Annotated in this window: 25 protein-coding genes and 1 pseudogene; 19 read left to right on the top strand and 7 right to left on the bottom strand. The window is 59.7% G+C overall.

The annotated features are described in order from the left end of the window. Positions 1-12: 12 nt before the first annotated feature. Genes G3M63_RS18815 through G3M63_RS18800 form a run of 4 tightly spaced genes read left to right on the top strand, consistent with a single transcriptional unit; the run spans position 13 to position 4,848 of the window. On the top strand, positions 13-699 hold the full coding sequence (locus G3M63_RS18815; protein WP_150299650.1) for a M48 family metallopeptidase: 687 nt from the start codon (positions 13-15) through the stop codon (positions 697-699). Then, positions 696-965, top strand: a complete 270-nt coding sequence (locus tag G3M63_RS18810; protein WP_150299651.1) for a hypothetical protein — start codon at positions 696-698, stop codon at positions 963-965. Before G3M63_RS18815 ends, G3M63_RS18810 begins: the two co-directional genes overlap by 4 nt. Next, positions 952-2,745, top strand: coding sequence for a hypothetical protein (locus tag G3M63_RS18805; RefSeq protein ID WP_150299652.1), 1,794 nt, complete (start codon positions 952-954; stop codon positions 2,743-2,745). The genes G3M63_RS18810 and G3M63_RS18805 overlap by 14 nt, the downstream gene beginning before the upstream one ends. 18 nt (positions 2,746-2,763) lie before the next feature. Further along, positions 2,764-4,848: a diguanylate cyclase gene (locus G3M63_RS18800; protein WP_150299653.1), complete on the top strand. Its 2,085-nt coding sequence runs from the start codon at positions 2,764-2,766 to the stop codon at positions 4,846-4,848. An 86-nt stretch (positions 4,849-4,934) separates the two neighbouring features. On the opposite strand, the gene ppa is transcribed toward G3M63_RS18800, so the two are convergent. Further along, positions 4,935-5,462, bottom strand: coding sequence for an inorganic diphosphatase (ppa, locus tag G3M63_RS18795; protein ID WP_150299654.1), 528 nt, complete (start codon positions 5,460-5,462; stop codon positions 4,935-4,937). Between the two features lie 224 nt (positions 5,463-5,686). Beyond that, a complete protein-coding gene (locus G3M63_RS18790) occupies positions 5,687-6,946 on the bottom strand; it encodes a 6-phosphofructokinase (RefSeq protein WP_163984075.1) in 1,260 nt (419 codons plus the stop codon). Between the two features lie 232 nt (positions 6,947-7,178). Here G3M63_RS18790 and mpl point away from each other — a divergent pair, with 232 nt between their 5' ends. Together mpl and G3M63_RS18780 are read left to right on the top strand one after the other, a co-directional pair. Then, a complete protein-coding gene (gene mpl, locus G3M63_RS18785) occupies positions 7,179-8,540 on the top strand; it encodes a UDP-N-acetylmuramate:L-alanyl-gamma-D-glutamyl-meso-diaminopimelate ligase (RefSeq protein WP_150299656.1) in 1,362 nt (453 codons plus the stop codon). Next, positions 8,533-9,138: a flavin prenyltransferase UbiX gene (locus G3M63_RS18780; protein ID WP_150299657.1), complete on the top strand. Its 606-nt coding sequence runs from the start codon at positions 8,533-8,535 to the stop codon at positions 9,136-9,138. The genes mpl and G3M63_RS18780 overlap by 8 nt, the downstream gene beginning before the upstream one ends. Before the next feature lie 48 nt (positions 9,139-9,186). On the opposite strand, the gene G3M63_RS18775 is transcribed toward G3M63_RS18780, so the two are convergent. Beyond that, entirely contained in the window at positions 9,187-9,642 is a 456-nt protein-coding gene (locus tag G3M63_RS18775; protein WP_150299658.1) for a MaoC family dehydratase, read from the bottom strand. Between the two features lie 176 nt (positions 9,643-9,818). Here G3M63_RS18775 and G3M63_RS18770 point away from each other — a divergent pair, with 176 nt between their 5' ends. Both G3M63_RS18770 and G3M63_RS18765 read left to right on the top strand, forming a co-directional pair. Next, positions 9,819-10,403, top strand: a complete 585-nt coding sequence (locus G3M63_RS18770) for an LON peptidase substrate-binding domain-containing protein (RefSeq protein WP_150299659.1) — start codon at positions 9,819-9,821, stop codon at positions 10,401-10,403. Between the two features lie 89 nt (positions 10,404-10,492). Beyond that, on the top strand, positions 10,493-11,488 hold the full coding sequence (locus tag G3M63_RS18765; RefSeq protein WP_150299660.1) for an alpha/beta fold hydrolase: 996 nt from the start codon (positions 10,493-10,495) through the stop codon (positions 11,486-11,488). Between the two features lie 10 nt (positions 11,489-11,498). On the opposite strand, the gene G3M63_RS18760 is transcribed toward G3M63_RS18765, so the two are convergent. Both G3M63_RS18760 and G3M63_RS18755 read right to left on the bottom strand, forming a co-directional pair. Further along, entirely contained in the window at positions 11,499-12,710 is a 1,212-nt protein-coding gene (locus tag G3M63_RS18760; protein WP_150299661.1) for a DedA family protein, read from the bottom strand. A 7-nt stretch (positions 12,711-12,717) separates the two neighbouring features. After that, positions 12,718-13,440 carry a DNA-3-methyladenine glycosylase gene (locus G3M63_RS18755; protein ID WP_371923596.1) on the bottom strand — a complete coding sequence of 241 codons (723 nt, stop codon included), beginning with the start codon at positions 13,438-13,440 and terminating at the stop codon, positions 12,718-12,720. A gap of 80 nt (positions 13,441-13,520) precedes the next feature. Here G3M63_RS18755 and G3M63_RS18750 point away from each other — a divergent pair, with 80 nt between their 5' ends. The 11 genes and pseudogenes from G3M63_RS18750 to lipB all read left to right on the top strand — a co-directional run bounded on the left by G3M63_RS18750 (position 13,521) and on the right by lipB (position 23,435). Beyond that, the gene (locus tag G3M63_RS18750) at positions 13,521-14,786 is read left to right on the top strand and encodes a glutamate-5-semialdehyde dehydrogenase (protein ID WP_223824963.1); all 1,266 of its coding nucleotides are present in this window, start codon (positions 13,521-13,523) and stop codon (positions 14,784-14,786) included. 49 nt (positions 14,787-14,835) lie between these two features. After that, positions 14,836-15,477 carry a nicotinate-nucleotide adenylyltransferase gene (nadD, locus tag G3M63_RS18745; protein ID WP_150299663.1) on the top strand — a complete coding sequence of 214 codons (642 nt, stop codon included), beginning with the start codon at positions 14,836-14,838 and terminating at the stop codon, positions 15,475-15,477. Positions 15,478-15,494: 17 nt separating this feature from the next. Further along, positions 15,495-15,860 carry a ribosome silencing factor gene (gene rsfS / locus G3M63_RS18740; RefSeq protein ID WP_150299664.1) on the top strand — a complete coding sequence of 122 codons (366 nt, stop codon included), beginning with the start codon at positions 15,495-15,497 and terminating at the stop codon, positions 15,858-15,860. Between the two features lie 6 nt (positions 15,861-15,866). After that, positions 15,867-16,334, top strand: a complete 468-nt coding sequence (gene rlmH / locus G3M63_RS18735) for a 23S rRNA (pseudouridine(1915)-N(3))-methyltransferase RlmH (protein ID WP_150299665.1) — start codon at positions 15,867-15,869, stop codon at positions 16,332-16,334. Between the two features lie 3 nt (positions 16,335-16,337). Continuing rightward, positions 16,338-18,224, top strand: coding sequence for a penicillin-binding protein 2 (gene mrdA / locus G3M63_RS18730; RefSeq protein ID WP_150299666.1), 1,887 nt, complete (start codon positions 16,338-16,340; stop codon positions 18,222-18,224). Beyond that, complete coding sequence (gene rodA, locus G3M63_RS18725; RefSeq protein WP_150299667.1) at positions 18,221-19,375, top strand: rod shape-determining protein RodA; 1,155 nt, start codon at positions 18,221-18,223, stop codon at positions 19,373-19,375. The genes mrdA and rodA overlap by 4 nt, the downstream gene beginning before the upstream one ends. A gap of 29 nt (positions 19,376-19,404) precedes the next feature. After that, on the top strand, positions 19,405-20,415 hold the full coding sequence (mltB, locus tag G3M63_RS18720; RefSeq protein WP_150299668.1) for a lytic murein transglycosylase B: 1,011 nt from the start codon (positions 19,405-19,407) through the stop codon (positions 20,413-20,415). Beyond that, positions 20,412-21,293 (top strand): septal ring lytic transglycosylase RlpA family protein, encoded by an 882-nt coding sequence (locus G3M63_RS18715; protein WP_150299669.1) that lies wholly within the window; start codon positions 20,412-20,414, stop codon positions 21,291-21,293. Before mltB ends, G3M63_RS18715 begins: the two co-directional genes overlap by 4 nt. Positions 21,294-21,460: 167 nt before the next feature. Next, positions 21,461-22,528: pseudogene (locus G3M63_RS18710) on the top strand (D-alanyl-D-alanine carboxypeptidase family protein); the annotation flags it as partial. 14 nt (positions 22,529-22,542) lie between these two features. Beyond that, on the top strand, positions 22,543-22,818 hold the full coding sequence (locus G3M63_RS18705; RefSeq protein WP_150299670.1) for a YbeD family protein: 276 nt from the start codon (positions 22,543-22,545) through the stop codon (positions 22,816-22,818). After that, a complete protein-coding gene (lipB, locus tag G3M63_RS18700) occupies positions 22,818-23,435 on the top strand; it encodes a lipoyl(octanoyl) transferase LipB (protein WP_150299671.1) in 618 nt (205 codons plus the stop codon). The genes G3M63_RS18705 and lipB overlap by 1 nt, the downstream gene beginning before the upstream one ends. A gap of 70 nt (positions 23,436-23,505) precedes the next feature. Here lipB and lipA read toward each other — a convergent pair whose 3' ends face one another. After that, positions 23,506-24,558 carry a lipoyl synthase gene (lipA, locus tag G3M63_RS18695; RefSeq protein WP_150299672.1) on the bottom strand — a complete coding sequence of 351 codons (1,053 nt, stop codon included), beginning with the start codon at positions 24,556-24,558 and terminating at the stop codon, positions 23,506-23,508. Between the two features lie 152 nt (positions 24,559-24,710). Next, positions 24,711-25,997 (bottom strand): lytic murein transglycosylase, encoded by a 1,287-nt coding sequence (locus G3M63_RS18690; protein WP_150299673.1) that lies wholly within the window; start codon positions 25,995-25,997, stop codon positions 24,711-24,713. Between the last annotated feature and the right edge of the window lie 189 nt (positions 25,998-26,186).

The following is a 26,186-nucleotide window of genomic DNA, read 5'->3' as shown; positions in this document are numbered from 1 at the left end:
ACGAGAGAGGCCATGATCAGAAAGCAATTTCCCAAGGGCCAGCCTGCCGTTTGGGTTTTGGCGCTGGCAGCGGTTACCACTGGCTGCGCGACGACGGCAACGGTCGCCAGGAACCCGATGGAAACCGTTAGCTGTTCGCAAGAGGTTCAGCCGGAGCATCAGATGCAACTGGATCTGGTGGACTCGCTGACGGGCCGATCCCAACCGTATGCGGCAATGGCACGGCTTGAGAGCGAGGGTCTGCATACCGAGCAGCACTGGCTGCGGTACGCTCGACTGCTTGCGGCGACAGATCAGCTGGTTCGTGCCGAAGAGGTGTTCCGCTCGCTTGTGGTCGCCTGTGCTTCGGCCGATGCATATCACGGTCTGGGACGCGTATATATCCAGCGGAGCTGGCTCGAACAGGGCCTGGAACAGCTGGCCGAAGCGCGAAGGCGGGAACCTTCATCCGGCAATATCCGCAATGATTTCGGCTATGCATTGTTACTCGCTGGCCGTGGTGAGGACGCCGTGTTCGAGTTGCGCACCGCCTTCGAGTTGGTCAATGGCGAAGGGGCCGTTCGCCAGAACCTGGCGGCTGCTTATCTGTTGACTGGCAACAAGGCGGGGCTTTCATGGCTCAAAGAAAACTACGACTTTGGCCTGGAAGAGTATGCCTACGCCGAACAACACGCCAAAGGAATCGGGGGGCAGCCATGAAGCACGCCGCCATCTTTCTGTGCGCCCTGTTACCCGTAGCGGCGCTGGCGCAGGAGCGCCCAGCATTCGGCCTCTCGGGATCGTCTGTGCAGACAGGGTCGTTACCGGAGGCGCGGCGCATGCTTGAGGAGCAGGGCCGTTCTGGCGGGGCAGGGCAGAGCGAGTTGTCGGTTCAGCTCTACATAGACACCCAGCAACGTATCGCAGAAACCTTTCGCAGACCCGTGCCAGATGATCTGACCGAGCGAACGCATGGTGAGGACTAGGGCCAGGTCTGGCCATCGCCAGCGGGGTGCGCTGATATTCATCACGCCGCTATTACTGACTGCAATAGCGCTGATGTCCGCGTTGATCATTGACGCAGCCCGGCTGTATGCCCTGAAGGCGGAAATGCAAAGCCAGGTCAACGCAGCAGCTACTGCTGCGTCCGATGCATCCCAGGCGTGCGGAGGCCCGGGGGTAACGATGCAAGACATGTCCCAGCGAGCCCTTTCCGCCGCCAGGGCGCAGGGATTCGATGGCGACCAGGCTGATCTGAACGTGCAGGCCGGGCTGCTGGACGCATCGCCGGACGAGCCTGACCAGCTAGTATTCCAGCGCGCGTCCAGCTTCGACCAGAGTAACGCGACGCTCGTCTCGTACCGCCGGGATGAGCCACTATCCCAGTTGTTTCCTAAATTGCTGGGCAACGTGATGCTGCAGACCAATGCTGCTGTGCGAAAAGAAATGATCGCGACCCTAAGCGCAAGCGGGTCCGCAGCCGGGGTGGGCGAGGGACTGCTGGGAAGCGTTCTCGGAGCGTTGCTGAACGAGCCGGCATACCGTCTCGATCCGCTCGACATCGACAGCCTCGGTAACACCTTGTTTCGTGTCGGCGACATCCTGGGCGAACTTGGGGTCGACTCCCTGGAGGCGGCGCTACCTCTGGGAGCGGACCAATTGGCGACAGCGCTGCGGAGTATCGCTGGCGCAGCATCACCGGCAGGGGAGCTTGCCGATGATCTTCTTGGAGTTGCGGGCATAGATTCCGTGCTGGTCGGCGACTTGATTCGCACCGTCGAGGGAGCTGAGGCGCCAGATGATGCAACGATCCGCTCGTATGATCTTCTGGTAAACCTGGCTCTAAACATCGCGCGGCAACAGCAATTATCAAGCGGCTCTCCGCTGGAGATACGCGGTCTGGAGACGCTTGGCTTGCCGCTGCTTCCAGCCATTGCTCAGGACAGCCTGGTGCTTCGGTTGTTCGTCAACCGTGCCCCTTCCATCGCCGTTGGGCCAGCCCGCAGGGGAACGGATGGCATGTGGCTGACACGCTTCGATGCGCCGGGCATCAGCCTTGAAGTGGAGGCCAGCCTCGGTTTGCTGTCTTCCGTAGATCTTCTGGGTGTGGTGAAGTTCAGCCTGGCCGACTTGAACATTCCGCTTGCCATCGAGCTGGGCGGAGGGTCTGGGGAGCTGGTCTCCGCGAAGTGCGCCAGGGGAACGCAGAACGAAACCACCCTGGGGGTGCGGGTGGTTACCAAGGGCGTTTCGCTGGGCAGTGGCTCGATTGAACCTGCCACCGGAGAGTTGTTGGCCAGCCCTATTCAGGCCGACATCGGCCGGTTGACCCTGCTGGGCGGGCTCTTCGGAAGCCTGCTGACAATTGACCCGGCGGTAGGGTTGAGTCTCACTATTGATGGCCGATTGAACGGCGTTGAAACAACTATCAACTCTGACCCTTATTCCTTGTTCTGCGAGTCTTCAGGCTGCACCAGGCTTCGTCTGGGTCACGCCGGAGGGATCGGTGGGTTGGACTTGAACGTCTACGACGCCCAGCTCGTCCTGCTTGGCGAAATCACCATTGCAGGCTTGTTGGACGCGCTGCTCTCGCTGGTCCTTAATCTGCTCAATGACGCGATTTCGAGCCTGCTCGAGGCCTTGGTCAGTCCACTGGCCAAAGCCCTGGGGGTTGGTGTTGGCGGCATGCAGGTGAGTATCGAGGCCGCCAAACAGGACAGCAGCCAGCTCATCGAAAACGTGGCTGTGTACAGTAGTGCTCAGTGACCATAAGGAGATGTGACAATGCTTTCAGCCGTCAGCGACGGATGGGCCATGACCAGCGGGTTAATGTCCGCCGCCTGGGTACAGGCAACGGCTGCGTTGCTGATGCTGCTCCTGCTGGTTTCAATGGTCAGGCATGGGCTGCTTCGTAGCAGGGCAAGCACCACTCGATCTGAGAGCGATTCGCCCGAACGCCCGCTTGTCGATAAGGAACAGGATCTGCGGGCTATGTTCGACCAGTCCTGCGCTGCCGTGATGCTGCTCGATCGCGCTTCTCGCGCTCCGATATACGCCAACCAGACGGCGCTTGCCGCATTTGGTGCGCATAGCCCCGAACAGCTTGCCGGGCGGATAATGGGTTGTGCTGATGCCTGGCCGGATGAGCCCTTTAGTCTGTCTGATTTCGAACGGCGTCTCGACCAGGTCCGGGCTTCTGGGAACCAGCCATTCGAGTGGTTGGCATTACCCGCCGGGGGCATTCCCACCTGGCTGGAGGTTTCGCTGTCGCTGGTGCAGTACGGCGGTAAGGCAGCCCTGATGTTTACTGGCCTGAATATTACGCCCCTGAAAAATGCTGAACGAGCGGACCGTCTCCGGCAAAAGGCGATGGCCTCTATGGCCCGTGACAGCGTCCTTAGTGTCACGCTTGACCAGCTCGCGGCGATTGTCGAAATCGCCATCCCCGGGGCGCATTGCGCCATCATGGTGCATGATGACGAAACGGATATGCTCCGATTGGGCGGAGGCAAATCGGTGCCTCCCGAGTTCCGCGAGGGCCTCGGCTTAGTCCCGGTCGAATTTGGGGCGGCTGGCTGCGGCACCGCGGCGTATATCCAGGGGAGCGTGGTCAGCCACGATATCCGTGCTGACCAGCGTTGGGAGCGTTTTCGCCGTTGTGCCGAGCTTGCCGGGTTCCGCGCCTGCTGGTCTGAGCCCATGTTCGGCAGTGGCAACGTTTTGCTGGGCACGTTCGACGTATATCACACGGCACCCTGGACGCCAGGCAACGAGGATATTGACAGACTGACCGGCCCTCTCCATCTTGCCGGCCTCACCATCGAGCGGCATCGGGGTAAGATAGCCTTGGACAATATGGTGATGTCCGAGCAGATGGTCCGGCGCATCAGTACGGACCTGCTCACAGTCGATCCTCACGAAACCGATCAGGCGATCAGCAGGACCTGTTCTGAACTTGGAGAACATTTCCAGGCACAACGCGTTGTGCTATGTCAGCTTGATACTGCAGGTGAAAATCTGCACCTTACTCATGAATGGGCTGACAGTACCGAGCAACTGCTTGCGCAACAGGCTGTCGAGCATTTTCCGCTGAGCGAAACTGCGTTGCAGGCGCTGTTCGGAGATCAAAGCAAGCTTGTCGTTAGCGGGAAAGGTGAACGCCCTTCATCTTCAGATGGCGTCTCCGAGCTGCTTCCCCTCGATGGAAACCAGTCCCTGCTGCTCGCGGCCGTGAGCCGGCAGGGCCGCATTGCCGGGTTCCTCGGCGTCGTGAGAAGCTCGACAACCACGGCGTGGACATCCCGGCGAATCCAGACCGTCGAGCTAATGGCCAGCCTGCTGTCCAGTGCGATTACGCGCAAGGATCTAGTCAACAGCCTGACGTTCCAGGCAGTCCGTGACCAGCTTACCGGCCTTTACAACCGGCATAAACTCGAAGAAATCCTGTCCCAGGAAGTGGCGCGTTGCCTGCGCTACAGCAGCGTTTTCTCTGTGATCATTTTCGATCTGGACCATTTCAAATCCGTCAATGATCGTTTCGGCCATAACGGAGGCGACGCCGTTCTGTCTTCCATTGCTCGCATCGTGGAGGCCAACGTCAGGGAAACTGAAATTGCCGGCCGGTGGGGCGGAGAGGAATTTCTGATGGTCCTGCCAGAGACGACGCTTGACAGCGCTTTGCAGTTGGCCGAGCGACTGCGCAGTAACGTCGAGGCGCACCAGTTCCCCATACCCCAACAGGTCACGGTAAGCATTGGTGTCGCGTCGTTTGCGTCGGGAGATACTCCGAAAAAGATCGTGCAGCGCGCGGATGCGGCGCTGTACGCTGCCAAAGAAGCGGGCCGCAACCGAGTGATGTCGTCGCTTTGAACCGCCTCGTGCCGGCCTGCCATCATGGATTTCTTCAGGCATAAAAAAAGCCAGCTTGTGGCCGGCTTTTCAACTTGGCGAAACGCTTATTTTTGGTAAGCGTCTACTGCCTTAACAATTTCTGCGCGGGCTTCTTCAGCGCCGCCCCAGCGATCGATCTTGACCCATTTGCCTTTCTCGAGATCCTTGTAGTTCTCGAAGAAATGCTGGATCTGCTGGATCAGCAAGTCAGGTAGATCGGTGTATTCCTGGATGTCATGGTACAGCACGCTGAGCTTGTCGTGCGGCACGGCAACCACCTTGGCGTCGCCGCCGCCGTCGTCGGTCATGTGCAGGATGCCAACCGGACGGCTGCGAATCACCGAGCCCGGCGCGACGGGATGCGGGGTAACGACCAGTACGTCCAGCGGGTCGCCGTCATCGGCCAGGGTGTTGGGGATGTAACCATAGTTGGCTGGATAAAACATCGGAGTCGCCATGAAGCGGTCAACGAACAGCACGCTGCTGTCCTTGTCGATCTCGTATTTGATCGGCGCATGGTTGGCCGGAATTTCGATGGCAACGTAGATGTCGTTAGGTATGTCTTTGCCTGCGGGGATCTGGTCGTAGCTCATGTTTTACCTGATTCGGGCATGGGGGAGGGGGTGCTGAACAGCCCTGACTGGACGTCTGGCCAGGCGTTGTTCAGTAGCACCTGCAAAATGTTGGCCGGGATTATAGAGGCATTAGGTCCGCAGACCAAGCGCCAGGCTATAAAACCATGGTCTAACTATTCTTTGGTAGCGGTAGAGACCGTTGTGCACGATGGTGACGGGCTCTACCGTTACTGCCATCTCGATCAGATCGAGAAGGTTTCCAGCTTGCGCTCAACCGGTGCGTTATTCAGTCGCACGTAGCTGGGCATGCCATTGACGAAGGGCGGGAAGTCCTCACCCTGGATCAGCGGCGACAGATATTCGCGGCAGGCGTCGGTGATGTGGAAGCCATCCTCGGTGATGAAATCGCGGGGCATGAATTTCTCGACGTTCGCCACATCCTTCAACGGCGCCTCGATGATATCCCACTGGTAAGGGGTGTCCTGCAGACGTCGAATCGCCGGCATGATGGCGTTCTTGCCTTCCAGGGCAATGCGTACTGCCGCCTCACCCAGTGCATAGGCCTGTTCCACGTCGACCTTGGAGGCAATGTGTCGAGCCGCGCGCTGTAGATAGTCAGCAACAGCCCAATGGTATTTGTAGCCCAGCTCCTGCTGTACCAGTTTGGCGATAGTAGGTGCCACGCCGCCCAGCTGAGCATGGCCGAAGGCGTCGGTCAGACCGGACTCGGAGAGAAACTTGCCGTCACTGTTCTTGATGCCTTCGGAGACGCCAATAACGCAGTAACCATGTGTTTTGACACATTCGTCAACGCGCGCCAGGAACGCTGCCTGGTCGAATTCGATTTCCGGGAACAACAGAATATGTGGCGCTTCACCCTGGCCTTCGCTGGCCAGGCCGCAAGCAGCGGTAATCCAGCCGGCGTGACGGCCCATCACTTCAAGAATGAAGACCTTGGTCGACGTGGCGGACATTGAGTCGACATCGAAACCGGCTTCCCGGATAGACGTTGCAACGTACTTGGCAACCGAGCCGAAGCCCGGGCAGCAGTCGGTGATCGGCAGATCGTTATCCACGGTCTTTGGGACATGAATAGCCTGAATCGGATAACCCATGGTCTCAGCCAGTTGGGAAATCTTGAGGCACGTGTCGGCAGAATCCCCGCCACCGTTATAAAAGAAGTAACCGATGTCGTGCGCCTTGAATACTTCGATCAGTCGCTCATATTCAGCGCGGTTGGCTTCCACGCTCTTGAGCTTGTAACGGCACGAGCCGAAAGCACCGGAAGGGGTGTGGCGCAGCGCTGCGATGTTTTCTGCCGATTCCTGACTGGTATCGATCAGGTCTTCGGTCAGGGCGCCAATGATGCCGTTGCGGCCGGCGTACACCTTGCCAATCTTGTCCGGATGTTGGCGAGCTGTTTCGATTACCCCCGCTGCCGACGCGTTGATGACGGCGGTAACGCCGCCAGATTGGGCATAAAAGGCATTCTTGACTGTCATGCTGACTCCATGTTTTGAAAGCTGATGGCCTGGTGCTGATAGGCTCTCCCTGCAACGCCCGAAGGGCGCCGCGTTCAGCGGAGGTACGGCCTACGGCAAAATGGCGGCGATAATAGCGCAAAGCCGCACGCTTTGCATGGACCTCCGGCGGGCTGTAAGGTTGCATGGGCGTGCGTGATAGTATTCGCAGTGACGCGATTCAAACTCAAAGCAACCTGATCCTGGATAGACGATGCACCTGCATATTCTTGGTATTTGCGGCACTTTCATGGGGTCGCTGGCCCTGCTTGCGCGGGAACTCGGACATCAGGTGAGCGGCAGCGATGCCAATGTCTATCCGCCGATGAGCACCCAGCTGGAGGCGCAGGGCATCCAGCTCATGGAAGGTTATCTGCCTGAGCACCTGGAGCCTGCGCCTGATCTGGTGATCATCGGCAACGCCTTGTCCCGGGGTAATCCGGCCGTCGAGCATGTGCTGGATAAGGGCCTACCCTATGTTTCCGGCCCGGAATGGCTTGCGCGGCATGTGTTGCAGGACCGTTGGGTACTGGCCGTCGCCGGTACGCATGGCAAGACTACGACCTCCAGCCTGCTGGCCTGGTTATTGGAAGATGCCGGCATGGCGCCGGGCTTTCTTATCGGGGGCGTGCCACAGAATTTTGGCTTGTCGGCTCGCCTGGGTGACACACCCTTCTTCGTCGTTGAGGCAGATGAGTACGACAGCGCCTTCTTCGACAAGCGTTCCAAGTTCGTGCACTACCGGCCCCGCACGGCAATCCTGAATAATCTGGAATTCGATCATGCTGATATTTTTCCGGACCTGGCAGCGATCGAGAGGCAGTTTCATCATCTGGTGCGGACGGTCCCGGCCAGCGGACAGATTATTTATCCGCACGGCGAGCAGGCCCTGCAACGCGTTATTCAGATGGGCTGCTGGACGCCAACGCAAACCACAGGGGAGGGCGGTAACTGGCAAGCCAGGCTGCTGGCCGCCGACGGGTCGCAGTTCGAGGTGCGGCTGGATGGCCAGTTGCAAGGCGTCGCCAACTGGTCACAGACCGGCGATCACAGCGTCGCCAATGCCTTGACGGCGATGGCCGCAGCGCGACACGTCGGGGTCACGCCCCAGCAAGCCATCGCATCCCTTGCAGGATTTCGCAGTGCCAAACGGCGCATGGAAAAACTGATAGAAGTGAATGACATCGTTCTGTACGACGATTTCGCCCATCATCCAACCGCCATCGCTACGACCATTGCCGGCCTGCGCGCACAGATCGGCGATGCTCAACTGATCGCCGTTATTGAGCCGCGCTCCAACACCATGCGGCTCGGCAGTCATATGGCGTCGCTGCCCGCCAGCGTGTCGCAGGCCAGTGAGGTTATCTGGTACCAACCTGAAGGGCTCGACTGGTCCCTCGATTCGGTGGTTCAGCAAAGCCCGGTGCCGGCGCAGGTCGAAACCAGTATCGAGCGCATCATCGACAAGGTCGTTACTGGCGCCAGACCGGGTGCGCGGGTGGTGGTCATGAGCAATGGCGGCTTTGCTGGTATCCATCAGAAACTGGCAGCAGCCCTGGTGGCACGGCATGGCTAATTTGCGCGTTACGCTGGCAGTGACCGGCGCCTCTGGTTCGCAATACGCGCTGCGGTTGCTGGAGTGTCTGGTTCGGGCAGACGTGGACGTATCTTTTTTGATCTCCCAGGCTGCGCAGTTGGTGGTCGCCACCGAAACTGAGCTGCAATTGCCACCCAAACCGCAGGCGCTCGAGGCCTTTCTGACCGAGCGGTATGCTGTGCGGGCGGGGCAGGTCCGCGTCTACGGCAAGCAGGACTGGATGGCTCCGGTTGCCTCAGGCTCTGGGGCGCCGGCCTCGATGGTGGTGTGCCCATGTTCCACCGGCACGCTCTCGGCGATTGCCACGGGAGCCAGCAATAACCTGATAGAACGCGCTGCGGATGTGGCGCTCAAGGAGCGTCGTAAGTTGATTCTGGTGCCTCGTGAGTCGCCTTATTCGACGGTGCATCTGGAGAACATGCTCAAGCTGAGCCAGATGGGCGCCGTGATTTTACCGGCCAGCCCTGGCTTCTATCACAAGCCGCAGTCGGTCAGCGACATGGTGGATTTTGTCGTGGCGCGGATTCTCAACCAGTTGGGTATTGATCAAAATTTGCTGCCCGCCTGGGGCGAATGAGGTGGGCATCGAAAGGGTCGCCGGGCCTGAGGCGACCCGGCGCGCTACTTAGACGAAATACAGGCTCAGGCCCTCGGCAATGAAAGCTGGCTTGTCGACGCCTTCGATTTCCAGTGTCGAGCGGGCTTTTACCAGCCACTGACCGGGCTTCTTCTCGGTTACGTCCAGTACTTCGCTGTGCAGCCGTACCCGCGAGCCGACACGGACTGGCTGAATGAATCGCAGGCTGTCGAGTCCATAGTTGACCGCCATCTTCAACCCTTCAGGCCGCAGAGCGATCTCGGCTGAGAGAACGGGCAGCAATGAAAGCGACAGGAAACCGTGCGCAATGGTCCCGCCGAAGGGGGTCTGTTTGGCTTTTTCCTCGTCGATGTGGATGAACTGATGATCGCCGGTACACTCGGCAAACTGGTTCACGCGGTCCTGATCGATCTGCAACCACTCTGAGTGGCCCAGATCTTTACCAATGTAGGATGTCAACTCGGATACGGGTACGGCGGTCATAGCGTTCTCCATGGCGGCGATTGTTGTGGTCTCCCTGCGGAGTCGTTCTGCATGGTTGCAACAGTCTGTTGCCCGGTCAATCGAGCTATCCGGTATATAGGTTTGCTGAATGACCTGACCGCCGTGCTTCGCTATTCTGACCATCAGTAATGCTCACGCTCAACCGAGAGGCTGGAATGTCAGATCAATTCGCCCTGTTTCCCTTGAAGACGGTGTTGTTGCCATCCTGTGTGATGGATCTGCAAATTTTCGAAGCACGCTATCTGGACATGGTCAGCCGCTGCTTCAAGCAGGATCAGGGCTTCGTCGTGGTCGGCCTGGAGTCTGGACCGGAGACCGGGTCGGGCAATCTCAAATTCAATTCACTGGGCTGCGAGGCGCGCATAATCGACTGGCAACAACAGGATAACGGCCTGTTGGGGATCAGAGTGCAAGGGCATCGACGCGCGCGGATTCTGGACGTTGAGGTCGCCAGCGACGGTCTGGTTGTGGGCGGTGTCGATTGGCTGGAGGAGTCACTGGACATGCCGCCGACGAACGAGCATGCCGACATGCTTGCCCTGCGCGACAGCCTTCTGCAGCACCCGATGGCTGCGGGCCTGGGGCTTTCTCCGGTGGCGCACAGCCAGCAGGCCCTGGCCTATCAGCTGGCCTATCTCTTACCGTTCAGTATTGACCAGAAGGCAGCGCTGTTGGCGATCGACTCGCCTGCTGCGCGCCTGGAGCAGATAATCGATTGGCTGCAGGCTTTGCAATCCTGATCAGTGGCCAGCTGTCGATATCCGCTACCCGTCACGAACCGCCAGCGCAGAGGCTGTCTAAAGCACTTTGTCCCTGAGCGAGGCCTGATATGAAAACCCCAAAGCCTGTTACCGATCGCGCCCCCGAACACGAAGGCAAGTCGGGTGCGTCGTCCGTTGCGCTGATTGCTGCTGCGCTGGGTGCATCGGCCGCGGCTGCGCGGTATCGCACATCACGCGCTGAGAAGGAAAATCCGCCAGCCGGGCAGTTTGTCGAAGTCGATGGCGTGCGGTTGCATTATGTCGAACGCGGCTCGGGTGAGCCCTTGGTATTGCTGCATGGCGCCGCCAGCATGACGGCCGATTTTCTGCTCAGTCCGTTGGTGAAGATGGCCGCCGAGCGGTACCGCGTGATCGTTTTTGATCGCCCCGGTTACGGATACAGCGAGCGGCCACGCTCCACTGTATGGGGTCCCGTCACTCAGGCTGCCCTGTTTGAAGAGGCGTTCCGGAAACTGGATATCGACCAGCCGATCGTACTGGGGCATTCCTGGGGTGCGATGGTTGCGCTTGCCCTGGGCCTGGACTTCCCCCGGTCACTCAAGGGGCTGGTGTTGATGAGCGGCTATTTTTATCCGACACCCAGGCCGGAAGTCGCCCTGACCAAAATCACCGGCGTGCCGCTGCTGGGCGATCTGCTCCGCTATACGCTGTCGCCGTGGCTGGTACGCTCGGTCTGGGGGCTGGGCCTGAAGAACATCTTTGCGCCGGGGGCTGTGCCTGAACACTTCAAACGGTTCCCGGTATGGTTGAGTCTGCGGCCGCTGCCGTTGCGTACCGCGGCGGAGGAGTTTGCGCTGCTCAATCCGGCCAGCGACAGTCTGCATGGTCGCTATTCCGGGCTCGAGCCGCCCTGCGTGATCATCTCAGGCGATGGCGATCGCGTGCTGAGTCCGCAGGACCATTCTGCACGGCTGCATGCCCAGATACGGGGCTCGGACTACTGGGTATTTCCGGGGGTAGGGCATATGCCGCATCACGTTGAGCCGCAGCAGGTGTTGGCTGCGATCAACCTGGCGGCCGAGAAGGCCGCCGACCGTCAGTGAGGCCGGGACGCTAGAGCGGGGTCGCCGTCATCAGCACGACAGCGGCCAGGGGAACGAGGGGTAGCAGGTATTTCAGCGGCAGCCGCGGAGCGCCCATCGTCGCGCCCCGGTCGACCAGCCACAGACTGAAAAGCGTTGCGGCGACCGCCAGTAGCAGTGCACTCAGCGCCACCAGCGGCGGGGTTGCCAGACTGATCAAGGCAGACCCGATCAGCAGCAGGCAGAGTGGTATCAGATATATCATCCAGGCGGTCCGATGCCAGAAACTCTGCTCGCGGTTGCAGATCACGGTTATTACCATGCTCAACGCCAGCGCATTCGACAGGATCATCCCCTCATACGTCAGCCCGGGCAGCCACGCGAAAGTGATGCAGATGACAATACTTAACGAAGAGTAAGCGAGTTGCCGCCACTGGCGTAACAGGAGCATTGATAACACTATCAGGACGGCCAGCAGGGCCGCATACACCGGTGAGATCAGTGTCCCGATAAAGAATGCCAGCGGTTCGGCACTGGCAGCGTAGCCCTCAAGCCAGGTGCTGGCCGTGACTTCGGCGATGCCAAACCAGGGGCGTGTGAAGTACAGCAGCGGTACGCTGAAGAGCGTTAGCGCGCCGGCAGCGAAGGGCGACCAGCGCTCCTGTATGCGCAATAGGGTGAGCAGCACAAGACCCAGTGCCGCAAGGGCGGCGAGCAAGCCCAGTGCCTGGGCCCAGAAATATTCAGGGACCGGCCAACGCAGCGCACGTCCGGCGTAGAAGCCAGGCAATACGTAGGCTGGCGCCCAGGCCAGGGCGGAGACGATGTTGACCAGCACGAACCGCCAGACTGGCATATCGAACATGCCAGCCACCATCGGAATCACCGGACGTATCGGCCCGACAAAACGACCGATCAGAATGCTGAGGACACCGTAGTGGCGAAAAAAACGCTCGCCGCGGTCAATCCACTGTGGATGGCGGCGAAACAGCGACAGTCGACGAATGTCCTGATGAAAGACCCGGCCGAGGGCAAAGCTCAGAAGATCGCCAACCACTGCGCCACTGAATGCCCAGGCAAGGGTGGCCCAGACCCGCAGGTCGCCACCTCCAGCCATTGCAGTCGCGGCAAACATCAACACCACGCCGGGTACCAGCAGGCCCGCGATTGCGAGTGATTCAACCAGCGCAATCAGGAAGATGGCGAAACCCAGCCATTGCGAATGCGTGCTGAGCCAGGCCATCAACGCCTCAATCAAGTTTGCAGGCTCCGGCGCTTCCGATGTAGTGGTAGTGTTCGCCCTCCCGGCGGGTGCGGCCCAGCGGATTACGGGTGCACACGCGGGCGTAGTCGGCGTCGACAAAACGGTACAGCAGGTGCTCGTCACGCCCGGCGGGAATGCCCAGGCGCGTGGTCTGAATTATTTCGCCGGGACGATAGCCGTCATCGTCAAAGAAGAACCGTGACGTGTCGAACTGCTGTGCGGTCCACTCCGGCACCTTCAGCCCCAGCGCCTTGCATAGCAACGTCTGGCCGGCGCAGAGCTTTTCCAGCGGGCGTTGGTCGCCGTTTTGTGCAGGGTTGAGTTGGTGCATCAATGCCAGGCTATCCGGGCCGCTGACATCATCGGTAACCGGGTAGGCGGATTTGATCAGGACGGCATTGCCGGGCCCGGCGGCGCTGATGTTCAGCGAGTCGCCACCCCGTGCGTAGTACATGTAAATGGTGCCGCCATCCATGAACAATGCGCGACGGGTGTGGGTGTAGCCGAGTGAAGCATGGCTGCCCTTGTCTTCGAGTTTGTAGGCTTCGGTCTCGATGATGCGCGCCGAAAGCCACAGCCCGTCGACCTGGTGGCGGATGACTTTGCCCAATAGCTCGACAGCGACCTGTCGCGATTCGCGATGGAAAAAACTGTTCGCGAGAGGGCGCGCAGAGGGCCAGGGAAGATGAGTAACTGACATATCCGAGATCATAGCAGGTTCGCCCTGTCCAGCACCCTGGCGGACCGCTATAATGCGGCTTTTGTTCCGGCAGGCATTTCAGGATGGGCATGAATACAGAGCAGGTAACCGAATACATGGCAGGGCTGGGTCGTCAGGCCCGCCAGGCTTCGCGTGTTATCGCCCGCGCCAGCACGGCTGTCAAGAACCAGGCGTTGCTGGCAACGGCCGATGCGCTCATCGAGGCCAGCGCCGAGCTGATCGAGGCCAACGCGCTCGATCTGCAGGCCGGGCGTGAGAACGGCCTGGACGAGGCGATGCTTGACCGACTGGCGTTGACGCCGGAGCGGCTTGAATCGATGGTCGAAGGCCTGCGCCAGGTGGCCGGATTGCCCGATCTGATTGGTTCAATTCGTGACATGAAGTTTCTGCCCTCGGGCATTCAGGTCGGGCGTATGCGTGTGCCGCTGGGTGTGGTTGGCATCATCTATGAGTCGCGTCCCAATGTGACGGTCGAAGCGGCCAGCCTGTGTCTGAAATCCGGCAACGCGTGCATTCTGCGTGGTGGCTCCGAGTCGATCCACTCCAACCAGGCCATCGCGCGCTGCCTGCGTCGAGGCCTGGACAATGCCGGCCTGCCGCAGGAAGTCGTTCAGGTAGTGGAAACCACTGACCGCGCCGCCGTGGGCGCGTTGATCACCATGCCGGAATTCGTGGACGTTATTGTTCCCCGTGGCGGTAAAGGTCTCATCGAGCGGATCAGCCGCGATGCGCGCGTACCGGTGATCAAGCATCTCGACGGCATCTGCCACGTGTATGTGGATGACAGGGCGGATCTGGACAAGGCAGAGGCGATCGCCCTGAATGCCAAGACTCACCGTTATGGTGTGTGCAATGCGATGGAAACCTTGCTGGTGCACAAGGCTGTTGCTGAGGCATTTCTGCCCCGAATCGCCCAGCGCTATGCCGAGAAGAATGTCGAGCTGCGTGGATGTCCCGCCACCTGTGGGATTGTTGCCGGCGCAGCGCCTGCCAGCGAAGAGGACTGGCACACCGAATATCTTGCGCCCATCCTGTCGATCCGGGTGGTCGAGGATATGGACGCGGCCATCGAGCACATCAATACCTACAGCTCTCAGCACACCGACGCGATGGTCTCGGAGGATTACACCCGGGCTCGGCGCTTCCTGGCTGAAGTGGATTCCAGTTCGGTGATGATCAACGCCTCGACGCGTTTCGCCGACGGATTCGAGTACGGTCTCGGTGCCGAGATCGGCATCTCCACCGACAAGATTCACGCCCGCGGACCGGTGGGCCTGGAAGGGCTGACCAGCGAGAAGTACGTGGTATTCGGCGACGGGCACGTGCGCCAATGATCAGAAAAGATCTCCGTCGCTGTCGCGATGGAACGGCACCAGACCCTATATGACCCGCCGCATTGGCCTGTTCGGAGGTACCTTCGATCCGGTTCATAATGGGCATCTGCGCAGCGCGCTTGAGGTGCACGAGTGGTTGGGGCTGGATGAGCTGAGACTTATCCCCAGCGCCCGCCCGCCGCATCGTGACGTGCCCGGTGCCACCGCTGAACAGCGGCTGGATATGGTGAAGCTGGCGGTCCAGCATGCTGACGGGCTGGTAGTCGATGACCGGGAGCTGCGCCGCGAACGTCCCTCCTATACAGTGGAGACCCTTGAATCGCTTCGGGTTGAACTGGGCAATGACGTAGCCTTGTTCATGGTGGTGGGCTGGGATGCGTTCTGTGGCTTGCCGGGCTGGTATCGCTGGACTGAGCTGCTCGATCTGGCGAGTCTGGTGGTTTTGCAGCGACCCGACTATGATCTCGACGCGCCAGAGGTGCTCAAGGACCTGATGGCCGGACGTAGTGTTAACGATCCCTCCGAGGCTACCGCCTGCCATGGACAGATTGTCGGCCTGACCCAGACCCCCCTGGCGATCTCCGCTTCCCATATTCGCGGCTTGATTGCTGCAAACCGCTCTCCACGCTTCCTGTTACCGGGCTCCGTGCTTGGCTATATTGAAACCAATGGGCTATATCGGCCCACTTAATGAGGATTTACCCCCGCATGCAGATTGATGACCTGGTCCAAGTAGTAGAAAGTGCATTGGATGAGCTCAAGGCCAAGGATGTGGTACGCATCGACGTGCGTGAGCTGACCAGTGTGACAGATTTCATGATCATCGCCAGCGGCACCTCCAACCGGCATGTCAGCTCGCTGAGTGACACTGTCGTTGAGAAGGCGAAGGAAGCCGGCTGTCGTCCGCTGGGCGTCGAAGGCAAGGATTCCGGTGAATGGGTGCTGGTCGACCTCGGTGACGTCGTTGTTCACGTCATGCAGCCGGCGACACGCCAGTTTTATGACCTGGAGCGCCTGTGGCAGAGCGCCGAATCCCGCCGCGAACAGCAACAGTCCGCCTCCGATTCAGAGTAAACCGGGTTGCGTATACGCTTGATCAGCGTGGCGTCACGTATGCCGCGCTGGGTGGTCGAGGGATATCAGGAATACGCCAAGCGCATGCCTGCTGATCTGCCGCTGGATCTGATCGAAATTCCCCTGTCTACCAGGGGAAAGAACGCCGATGTCGCCAGGTTGATGCGCCGTGAGGGCGAGCAGATGCTGGCCGCGACTCAACCAGGTGACCGTATCGTTACGCTTGAGGTGACCGGGAAAAACTGGTCCACCGAACAGCTCGCCGAGCAACTCGAACGCTGGCGCCTTGAAGCACGCAACGTCAACCTTATGGTGGGTGGGCCGGAAGGCCTTGCTGAGGACGTTGCGGCCAGAAGCGATCAACGTTGGTCGCTTTCGGCGCTGACGCTTCCGCATCCACTGGTGCGTATACTGCTGGCCGAACAGATTTACCGCGCCTGGACCGTTCTGAACCGCCACCCTTACCATAAGTGATACATGGCCAAACCGATTCACCTCAAGGACCATAGCAAGGATGCGGGCATCGTCCGGCAGCGGCTGTTACTGGCTGCGGCGGTGGTTGTCCTGCTGTTGCTGGCGCTGGTCGCGCGGATGTATTACCTGCAGGTGATCCAGTTCGAGCATCATTCCACGCTGTCCGAGAACAACCGCGTCCATGTGCAGCCGATCCCGCCCTCTCGAGGCAGGATCTACGACCGCAATGGCGTGGTGTTGGCGGAGAATCGGCCGAGTTTCAGTCTGAATATCACCCGGGAACGTACCCCTGACGTGCCAGCGACCTTTGCGTTGCTGAAGTTGCTGCTGGAGCTTGACGACGAGGAAATCGAGCGTGCGCAACGGCGACTGATGCAATCACGTCGACCCTTCGAGTCGATTCCGGTCATGTTCGGACTCGATGACGAGCAGATCGCGCGCGTCGGCGTCAATCGTTTCCGCTTGCCGGGTGTTGAGGTACAGGCGAGCTTCGTGCGGCATTATCCGCTGGGTGAGCATTTTGCCCATGCGGTGGGCTATGTCGGGCGTATCAACGACAAGGAAATGCAGCGGATCGATCAGGTCGCTTACGCCGGCACCCACTATATTGGCAAGACGGGCATCGAGCATTTCTATGAAGATCTGTTGCACGGGAAGGTCGGTTATGAGGAAGTCGAAACCAACGCACGGGGCCGGGTCCTACGCGTGCTCGACCGTACTGACCCGGTGCCTGGACGGGACCTGACCCTGCACCTGGACAGCCGTCTGCAGGCGGTTGCCGAGCAGGCGCTGGGTAAACGCCGGGGTGCGGTCATTGCCATCGAGCCGGAAACCGGCGGTGTGTTGGCCTATGTCAGCCAGCCGGGGTTTGATCCTAATCTGTTCGTAACCGGCATAAGCTACGCCGATTATGGCGCGCTGCGGGATTCGCTTGATCAGCCGCTGTTCAATCGCGTTCTGCGCGGGCTTTATCCGCCAGGCTCGACCATCAAACAGCTGATTGCCATCGCCGGCCTGGATACCGGCACGGTAGGGCGGAACAACCGGGTGTTTGATCCCGGTTTTTTCCAGCTACCGAACCACAGCCACAAGTATCGCAACTGGAACCGCGGCGGGGATGGTTGGGTGGATATGCGGCGCGCGATCGCGCGCTCCAATGACACCTATTTCTACGATTTGGCGCACAAGCTGGGCATCGACCGTATGCATGAGTACCTGACCCGATTCGGGCTGGGAACTCGTGTTTCACTGGATATGTTTGAAGAGGCTGCAGGGTTGATGCCGTCCCGTGAGTGGAAGCGGGCTGCGCGCCGGCAACCCTGGTATCCGGGCGAGACGGTAATAACCGGGATCGGGCAGGGATATATGCTTGCCACCCCCTTGCAACTGGCGCAGTCCACTGCTCTGATTGCAAACAGGGGAGTGTGGCGTAGACCGCGGTTGATGATGCATGCCGAAGGGGTGCTGCCGGATGAGTCCGATACCCCGGACAACATCGAATTGAAGAATCCGGACGACTGGAATTTCATTACCGAAGCACTGGAAGATGTCATGCATGCTCCCCACGGCACGTCGCGTGCGGCCGCTCTCGGTGCGCCTTACCGTATCGCCGGAAAAACCGGCACGGCGCAGGTAGTCGCCATCGCTCAGGGGGAGCGCTACGATTCTGCCAGCCTGGCTGAGCGTCATCGAGACCACGCTCTGTATGTCGGTTTCGCACCGGCCGATGCACCACGCGTTGCCGTGGCGGTCATGGTTGAGAACGGTGAGTCGGGCGGTCGCGTCGCAGCGCCAGTGGCCCGTCAGTTATTCGATGCCTGGTTGTTGCCCGAGGAAGAACAGATTGATGAAGAGGAAGCCGACGAAGTGACCGCCGAGGTGCAACCATGAAATCCTGGGCGAGCACCCGAGCAATCACCGGCGGAGAGAAGGGGCTGCAGCGTCGCGAGCCGCTATGGCAACGGCTGCACATTGATCCCTGGCTCTTGCTGCTGGTGTTGACCCTTGCCGGAGTGGCCAGTTTTGTACTGTATTCCGCTAGTAGCATGAATATGGCCATGCTTTATCGGCAGGGTGCGGCTTACGCGGTAGGCATAGCGGTCATGATAGTCATCGCCCAGTTTCAACCGCGCTTCATGCAGCGTTGGGTTCCTTTCGCCTATGTCGGCGCGGTTCTATTGCTGGTCGCTGTGCTGTTGATCGGCGTGCAGGCAAAGGGTGCCCAGCGTTGGCTGAGTATTCCCGGGTTGATGCGTTTTCAGCCCTCGGAAATCATGAAGCTGATCATGCCAATGAGCGTGGCCTGGTATCTTGCCCGTCGCGAATTGCCACCCAACTTCAAATATGTCTGCTTCAGTCTGCTGATTATCGGGCTGCCTGTATTGTTGATTCTCAAGCAGCCGGATCTTGGAACCTCACTGTTGATTGCCAGCTCCGGCATCTTTGCGATACTGCTTGCGGGGTTGCGCTGGCGCTATATTCTTGGCGCTGCGGTGTTGCTGGTGCCGGCGGCGGTCGGCATGTGGTTTTTTGGCATGCATGAGTATCAGAAACGACGCGTACTGACCTTCCTCAATCCGGAGAGTGATCCGCTCGGTGCCGGCTGGAACATTATTCAGTCGAAGGCCGCGATAGGTTCGGGAGGCGTGCTCGGCAAGGGCTGGCTGCAGGGGACTCAGTCACACCTGGATTTTCTGCCCGAAGGCCATACCGACTTCATCATCGCCGCGCTGGCCGAAGAGTTCGGCATGGTCGGTGTGTGTCTGCTGCTGGTAGTGTATTTGCTGATCGTGTTGCGTGGTCTGTATATCGCACAGCATGCCCATGACAATTTTTCCAAGCTGCTCGCAGGTAGTGTCACGCTGACATTTTTTGTATATGTTTTCGTCAATATCGGGATGGTGAGTGGCCTGTTGCCGGTGGTCGGCGTACCCTTGCCGCTGATAAGTTACGGCGGCACCTCGCTGGTAACACTGTTGGCAGGTTTTGGCATCCTGATGTCGATCCATACGCACCACAAGTGGATGGCACAGGGAAGATGATCAAGCTGTTCCGGGAATCAGGATTCTGCATGTTAAATACTGTGAGCGGATGGTTGCGGCATAAAACTGCAGCCGTCGTGTTGGCCGGGTTCAGCCCATTGTTGCTGGCTGCCGATTATGGCGAAGAGCATCCGGCGGTTGCGCCCTTCGTTGCGGAGATGCAGGCGGAGCATGGCTTTCCTCCGAAATATATCGGAAGTCTGCTGGCCCAGGCGGAACGTAAGCAAAGCATCATTGATGCTATTTCGCGTCCGGCTGAGCGGGTCCGGCCCTGGCACGAGTACCGGAAGATATTCATCACCGACAAGCGGATCGCTGGCGGCGTCGAGTTCTGGGAGCGCAACGCCGAGGCGCTGGCCCGTGCCGAGCAGGAATACGGCGTGGAGCCGGAGGTGATTGTTGCCATTATCGGAGTGGAAACCTTCTACGGCGGCAACAAGGGCAGCCACCGGGTTATCGATGCGTTGACCACGCTGGGCTTCGACTATCCGCCGCGGGCGGACTTCTTTCGCCGCCAGTTGAAATCCTACCTGGTGTTGGCGCGTGAACAGCAAGTCGACCCGCTCAGTCTCACCGGATCCTATGCCGGAGCGATGGGTTTCCCGCAATTCATCCCCAGCAGTTATCAGGCCTTTGCAGTTGATTTCAATGATGATGGCCAGGTTGATATCTGGAACAATCAGGTCGACGCCATTGGCAGCGTCGCGAACTACTTTGCTGAGCACAAGTGGAAGCATGGCGAGACCGTCGCTGTTCCGGCTACGGTGTCAGGTGAGCAGTTTGACAAAGGCCTGACTATTGCGGAAGGGCTTGAGGCGCGGCGCAGCGTGGCTGCGTTGAAGGAACTCGGTTGGGACATCCAGCACGCGCTGGCAGACGAGGCCGAAGTCATGGCTTTTGAGTTCGACGCAGGCGAGTCGATGCAATACTGGATCGGGCTACATAATCTGCACGTCATCACCCGCTACAACCGGAGTGTGATGTATGCCATGGTAGTTCATCAACTAGCTGACCTGATACGCGAGGCCAGAGATCTATGACAACGCCAACCCTGAGCCGCCTTAAGATTGGTGCGGCGTCGCTGCTGCTCGGAGTGCTTGCCGGCTGCTCTTCTGCGCCGCCTACCGGTAGCGGATCGGGTGCGGTAAGCAAGCCGCTGTTGCGACCCCTTCATGATGGTGCGCCGACCCACATCGTTGATGTGTCGACCATTCCCGACGCAGTACCGGTGCCGCATACAGGCCGCTACAAGGCAGCGCCTTATCGGGTTCTGGGGAAAGATTACACCCCGATGCAGGACGGGCGGAGCTACCGCGAAACGGGCCCGGCTTCATGGTATGGAACCAAGTTTCATGGTCAGCACACCGCCAACGGCGAAGATTATGACCTGTATGGAATGACCGCCGCGCACAAGACGTTGCCGCTGCCGACCTATGTCAGGGTCACCAACCTCGAGAACAAGCGTACGGTTATCGTCCGCGTGAATGACCGTGGCCCGTTTTATTCAGACCGTATCATTGATCTGTCCTACGCTGCGGCCAAAAAGCTGGGTTTTGCCGACAAGGGCACCGCGCAGGTGCTGGTCGAAGGGATTGATCCGGTGGCCTGGCAGCAGCAGAACAACCCGGGATACCTGGTCAAGAAAGCCCCGCCGGTGGAGACGCTAGCGTCCCAGCCAGGCGAACAGATGTTTTTGCAGGTCGGCGCTTTCTCGTCGAGTCAGGCGGCAGAACAGCTGCGCACGCGCTTACAGAGTACCGTCAATGCGACCGTGTTCGTGACGCCGGTTCAACAGCCAACCGGAACATTCCATCGGGTCCGTCTTGGTCCGGTAGCCAATCATGACGAGGCGCAGAAGTTGATCGAAGCGCTTCGCCTGGCGGACCTGGGCCAGGCCACCCTGGTTACATCCAACTGATCATTTAGCCCAGTACCTTTACCTACGTGAGTATCATGCTTAAAAAATTCATCCAGACCGTGCTGATTACCGGCACTGCGCTTGCTTCCTGTGTAGTCATGGCGCAAACCCCGACACCCACCCCCGTGCCGGGGCCGGCTGCTGCCTCGATGCCCATCGTGCCGACGGCGCCAACGCTGGCCGCAAGTAGCTACTTGCTGGTAGATGCCGCCAGCGGGGAGGTGCTGATCGAGCACAACGCGGATGAGGCGCTACCTCCGGCCAGCCTGACCAAGATGATGACCAGCTACATCGCCAGCCTTGAGATCCTACGCGGTCAGATCAAGGAGGAGGATATGGTGCTGGTCAGCGAAAAGGCCTGGCGCAAGGGCGGTTCCAAGATGTTCATCGAAGTGGGTGCCCAGGTTCGGGTGATCGATCTGCTGCGCGGCATCATCATCCAGTCCGGTAACGATGCGAGCATTGCCCTGGCTGAGCATATCGCCGGTAGCGAGGAAGCCTTTGCAGACCTGATGAACGCCCATGCCCAGCGCCTCGGCATGACCAATACGCATTTCAAGAACTCCACCGGCTGGCCAGCTGAGGGGCATGTTTCCAGTGCTCGCGACCTGGCTATCCTGGCCAAGGCGATTATTCGCGACGACCCGAAGCACTACAGCATCTACAAGGAAAAGGAGTTCCTGTGGCAGGGCATCAAACAGCCCAATCGTAACCTGATGCTCTGGCGCGACAGTACTGTAGATGGCCTAAAAACCGGGCACACCGAGGAGGCCGGCTATTGTCTGGTGGCTTCGGCCAAGCGTGATGATATGCGTCTGATTTCGGTGGTAATGGGTACGAGCAGCGAAGCAGCGCGCGCGGCCGAAACCCAGAAGCTACTGACCTGGGGCTTCCGTTTCTTCGAGACCCGGACGTTCTACGAAGCCGGCGAGGTACTGTCCCAGGCACGCGTCTGGGCTGGGCAGCAGGATGCTGTTGATGTGGGTCTCAGCGAAGGTCTGGTTCTGACTCTGCCGAAGGGGCAGCTCGAAAAACTTGAAGCCAGTATCGCCATGAACAGCCGCATCAAGGCGCCCATCGCCGCCGGCGACGTACTCGGACAGGTAGAAGTGCGTGATGGTGAAGAAGTGGTGCATGCCGCCCCGCTGGTCGCGCTTACCGACGTCGAGGAGGCCGGAATCTTTGGTCGTCTGTGGGACAGCATTCGCTTGTTCTTTTACGGGCTGTTTGACTGAACCGGAGGAATCCTATGAGTGATCCGACTACCGATGCGCCACGTATCGAGTTCCCGTGTCAGTACCCGATCAAAGTGATCGGTGCTGCCGGGGATGGCTTCGTCGAGCTGGTCAGCGAGATCGTCGAGCGCCACGCGCCTGGTCTCGACCGCAACGCGATTGATGTGCGTGACAGCAAGAACGGTCGCTTTGTATCAATCCGAATGGTCATTACTGCGACTGGGCCGGATCAGCTTGAGGCTCTGAATGCTGAGCTGAAAGCCTCTGGCCGGGTGCAAATGGTTCTCTGATGACGCAGCTGATAATCCGTGAACTGGGGTTGGTGGACTATCAGCCAACCCTGGAGGCGATGCGCGCTTTCACTGCCGAGCGCGATAGCGACACGCCGGACGAGATCTGGCTGTTGCAGCACCCTTCGGTGTTTACCCAGGGCCAGGCCGGCAAGGCCGAGCATGTGCTGGCGGCGGGGAACATTCCTGTGGTCAGCGTCGAGCGTGGCGGGCAGGTCACCTATCACGGACCTGGTCAACTGGTCGCTTACCTGCTGATTGATATCCGGCGACTCGGGATCGGCGTCCGGGAGCTGGTCACCGCTATGGAGCAGGGTCTGGTGGATATGCTGGCCGACTATGCCATTGCTGCTGCGCCGCGTGCTGACGCTCCGGGAGTATACGTAGATGCAGCCAAGATCGCCTCGCTGGGCCTGCGCATCCGTCGTGGTTGCTCCTTTCACGGCCTGGCGCTGAACGTGGATATGGATCTGGAACCCTTTAGCCGCATCAATCCCTGTGGTTATGCGGGGCTGGCCATTACGCAGATGCGTGAGCTTGTTGGTCGTTCGCCCGATATCGCTGAAGTCGGCGCGCGACTCACGGGCCATCTCAAGAGGCAGCTTGGCTACGTCTGAGCGCTGGTTCTGATGGCGGGCGGAATCGGCCTGTGGTTGGCGGCGCAAATCCGCCAACCACAGCGGATGCTCAGCTGAGCGAGCGGATGGGAATCAGGTCTGACTGCGGTGTCTGGCCTGGAACCGAAGCAGGTTCGGCGAGACCCAGGTTATTCTTTTCGAACACCCGGTCGGCGCGATAGCTCGAGCGCACCAGCGGCCCGGAAGGGACCTCCATGAAACCCTTGGCAAGACCGATTTCCCGATAACGGTTGAATTCCTCAGGAGTAACCCAGCGCTTGACCGACAGGTGGTTTTTGGTCGGGCGCAGATACTGCCCCAGAGTGACGATATCCACTCCTATGGCACGCAAATCATCAAAGGTGGCGAGGATTTCCTCATCGGTTTCGCCCAGCCCCAGCATCAGGCTGGTCTTGGTGATCACATCCGGGCGGTGCTGCTTGGCATGTGCCAATACATCAAGCGTCTTGCGATAACCGGCGCGGGGGTCGCGCACTTCATGGGTCAGGCGCTCGACTGTTTCGACATTCTGCGCAAACACTTCAAGGCCTGAATCAACCACCGCTTCGATAGCGCTGTGCACGCCATTGAAATCCGGCGTGAGGGCTTCAACCACCACCTGCGGCGTGCGCAGCTTGATGGCGCGCACGGCAGCGGCGTAGTGGTTGGCTCCGCCGTCGGGCAAATCGTCACGGTCGACCGATGTCAGCACGATGTAGCGCAGGCCCATGAGCTCAACAGACTTGGCGGTATTTTCCGGCTCGTCCTGGTCCAGCCAGCCGTTTGGGTTGCCGGTATCGACGGCGCAAAAGCGGCATGCCCGGGTGCATACGGAGCCCATCAGCATGATGGTGGCGGTGCCATTGGTCCAGCATTCGCCCATGTTGGGGCAATGCGATTCCTGGCAGACCGTGCTTAGCTTGTGAGAGGTGACGTTGGCCTTTACGGCCTCGAACCGATCGCCTGCCGGGATTCGTGCGCGCAGCCATTTGGGCTTCGGCTCGAAAATAACCGGTTCGGCTTCTCCGGCACGTCGCTTCTGACCATCCTTGATGGCGCGTATGCCTTGCGAATTGCGAAACTTCTCGCCACTGGCGACATGCTTGGAGACTTCGTCACTCATGGATGGCCTTCGCTCCTGTTGAATGAAGCCGATTCAATGATTATCGGTGACCGGTCAGGTCCTTGTATTTCGGCCGAGTTTAACACAGGCCTTTGCCGAGCGGGCTGGATCGGCGCAATGCCGGCTGCGTCCGGTCCAGCCGTATCCGGTGCTCAACGTTCCCGTAGACGCTCCAGCAGGGCATATGTGGGATAGCCGTCAGCGGGCACTCCCAGGCTGTTCTGAAAACGGCGAATTGCCTTGCGGGTATTGGCGCCAATAATCCCATCAGCGTCGCCCGGATCGAAACCGACTGCATCCAGGCGCTCCTGAAGTTCGATACGTTCGGTGCGCGAGAGTGGACGGTCGTCCCGCGGCCAACTGGCCTGGATATCGTCTCTGTCCTGCAACCGATCAGACATCAGGCCAATCGCCAGTGCGTAACTGGTCGAATTGTTGTAGCGCAGAATGCTGCGGAAATTGCCGGTGACAAGGAAGGCCGGGCCGCGATAGCCTGCAGGCAACAGCAAGGACGCCTCCTTGTCGCCCAGGCGGGACGGTACGGCCGATTCTGAGCTCGCGCTTACACCGAGCGACACCCACTCGGATACCGGCTTGCGAATGGCCATATCGGCCAGCGCGAAATCGAAATCCCTGGGCAGCTTCACCTCGGTTCCCCAGGGCGTTCCGCGTTGCCAGTTCGAGTTGGACAGATAGTTGGCAGCCGATCCTAATGCATCGGCCGGCGATTGCCAGATATCGCGACGGCCGTCACTGTCAAAGTCCACGGCATAGCTGTTGAAGGTGCTGGGAATGAACTGTGTCTGGCCCATTGCGCCGGCCCATGATCCGAGCAGCTGCGACGGTGGAACGTCCCCCTGTTGCAGGATTCTGAGCGCTTCAATGAGCTGGGTATGTGCAAATGTCGGACGGCGGCCCTCGTGCGCCAGGGTGGCCAGCGAGCGGATCACTGACTTGTCACCGATGTTGTTACCGAAGTTGCTTTCCAGGCCCCAGATGGCCACCAGAACATGACGGCTGACGCCGTAACGCTGCTCGATGGCATCCAGTGTGTCTGCGTACTGCGATAGCGCCCGGCGACCCTGCGCCAGCCGCTGTGGCGACACAGCTCCGTCCAGATACTGCCAGACCGGGCGAGTGAACTCCGGCTGGCTCTGGTCGGCCCGGATGATTGATGGATCCGGCTCGATGCCCTTGAACGCGTTGTCGAATACCGCGGGGCGAATGCCGGCGGCGAGTGCTTCTTCGCGGAATTGCGCGCGCCATTCGGCAAAACTGGGCTGCTGCTGCTCCTGCTGGGCAGCAACTTCAGTGGATGAAGCCGGTGTACTCGAAGCTTCGATCGATGAATTCGCGCAGGCGGCCAGCAATACGAGACTGGCGCCAGCGACGGTCAGTCGGCGCCCGCTGGCGCGGTAGCGCATTAGCTTGTTGAGCATTGATGATTCCGATGTTGGTATTTTCGGGAACTGTAGCATGGCATCCATGGGGCAGGGCAGTGCGCCGATGGTCTCGATGGTGCAGTAAAGATGCGCCCCGGCGCCTGACGAACGGCCGATTGTTGGGCGCAAAAACCGGTCCGCTGGTGCTGTCGCCGTTGCGTTCTCCTGCTATAGTGCTGCGATCCG

The organism is Pseudomonas sp. OIL-1, from assembly GCF_010669185.1.
GTDB classification, from domain to species: domain Bacteria; phylum Pseudomonadota; class Gammaproteobacteria; order Pseudomonadales; family Pseudomonadaceae; genus Halopseudomonas; species Halopseudomonas profundi.
The sequence above is the reverse complement of the archived record's forward strand: the minus strand, read 5'-3'. Positions and strand labels throughout refer to the sequence as shown.

Excerpts from the sequence above, each read along its gene's own strand:
- lipA (WP_150299672.1), bottom strand. The coding sequence starts at position 24,558 with ATGAGTGACGAAGTCTCCAAGCATGTCGCCAGTGGCGAGAAGTTTCGC.
- G3M63_RS18815 (WP_150299650.1), top strand. The coding sequence starts at position 13 with ATGATCAGAAAGCAATTTCCCAAGGGCCAGCCTGCCGTTTGGGTTTTG.
- ppa (WP_150299654.1), bottom strand. The coding sequence starts at position 5,462 with ATGAGCTACGACCAGATCCCCGCAGGCAAAGACATACCTAACGACATC.
- lipB (WP_150299671.1), top strand. The coding sequence starts at position 22,818 with ATGACGCAGCTGATAATCCGTGAACTGGGGTTGGTGGACTATCAGCCA.
- G3M63_RS18770 (WP_150299659.1), top strand. The coding sequence starts at position 9,819 with ATGTCAGATCAATTCGCCCTGTTTCCCTTGAAGACGGTGTTGTTGCCA.
- G3M63_RS18800 (WP_150299653.1), top strand. The coding sequence starts at position 2,764 with ATGCTTTCAGCCGTCAGCGACGGATGGGCCATGACCAGCGGGTTAATG.
- G3M63_RS18750 (WP_223824963.1), top strand. The coding sequence starts at position 13,521 with ATGAATACAGAGCAGGTAACCGAATACATGGCAGGGCTGGGTCGTCAG.
- mltB (WP_150299668.1), top strand. The coding sequence starts at position 19,405 with ATGTTAAATACTGTGAGCGGATGGTTGCGGCATAAAACTGCAGCCGTC.
- rsfS (WP_150299664.1), top strand. The coding sequence starts at position 15,495 with ATGCAGATTGATGACCTGGTCCAAGTAGTAGAAAGTGCATTGGATGAG.
- rodA (WP_150299667.1), top strand. The coding sequence starts at position 18,221 with ATGAAATCCTGGGCGAGCACCCGAGCAATCACCGGCGGAGAGAAGGGG.
- G3M63_RS18810 (WP_150299651.1), top strand. The coding sequence starts at position 696 with ATGAAGCACGCCGCCATCTTTCTGTGCGCCCTGTTACCCGTAGCGGCG.
- G3M63_RS18790 (WP_163984075.1), bottom strand. The coding sequence starts at position 6,946 with ATGACAGTCAAGAATGCCTTTTATGCCCAATCTGGCGGCGTTACCGCC.
- mpl (WP_150299656.1), top strand. The coding sequence starts at position 7,179 with ATGCACCTGCATATTCTTGGTATTTGCGGCACTTTCATGGGGTCGCTG.
- mrdA (WP_150299666.1), top strand. The coding sequence starts at position 16,338 with ATGGCCAAACCGATTCACCTCAAGGACCATAGCAAGGATGCGGGCATC.
- G3M63_RS18780 (WP_150299657.1), top strand. The coding sequence starts at position 8,533 with ATGGCTAATTTGCGCGTTACGCTGGCAGTGACCGGCGCCTCTGGTTCG.
- G3M63_RS18805 (WP_150299652.1), top strand. The coding sequence starts at position 952 with ATGGTGAGGACTAGGGCCAGGTCTGGCCATCGCCAGCGGGGTGCGCTG.
- G3M63_RS18690 (WP_150299673.1), bottom strand. The coding sequence starts at position 25,997 with ATGCTCAACAAGCTAATGCGCTACCGCGCCAGCGGGCGCCGACTGACC.
- G3M63_RS18775 (WP_150299658.1), bottom strand. The coding sequence starts at position 9,642 with ATGACCGCCGTACCCGTATCCGAGTTGACATCCTACATTGGTAAAGAT.
- G3M63_RS18765 (WP_150299660.1), top strand. The coding sequence starts at position 10,493 with ATGAAAACCCCAAAGCCTGTTACCGATCGCGCCCCCGAACACGAAGGC.
- G3M63_RS18760 (WP_150299661.1), bottom strand. The coding sequence starts at position 12,710 with ATGGCCTGGCTCAGCACGCATTCGCAATGGCTGGGTTTCGCCATCTTC.
- G3M63_RS18705 (WP_150299670.1), top strand. The coding sequence starts at position 22,543 with ATGAGTGATCCGACTACCGATGCGCCACGTATCGAGTTCCCGTGTCAG.
- nadD (WP_150299663.1), top strand. The coding sequence starts at position 14,836 with ATGACCCGCCGCATTGGCCTGTTCGGAGGTACCTTCGATCCGGTTCAT.
- G3M63_RS18715 (WP_150299669.1), top strand. The coding sequence starts at position 20,412 with ATGACAACGCCAACCCTGAGCCGCCTTAAGATTGGTGCGGCGTCGCTG.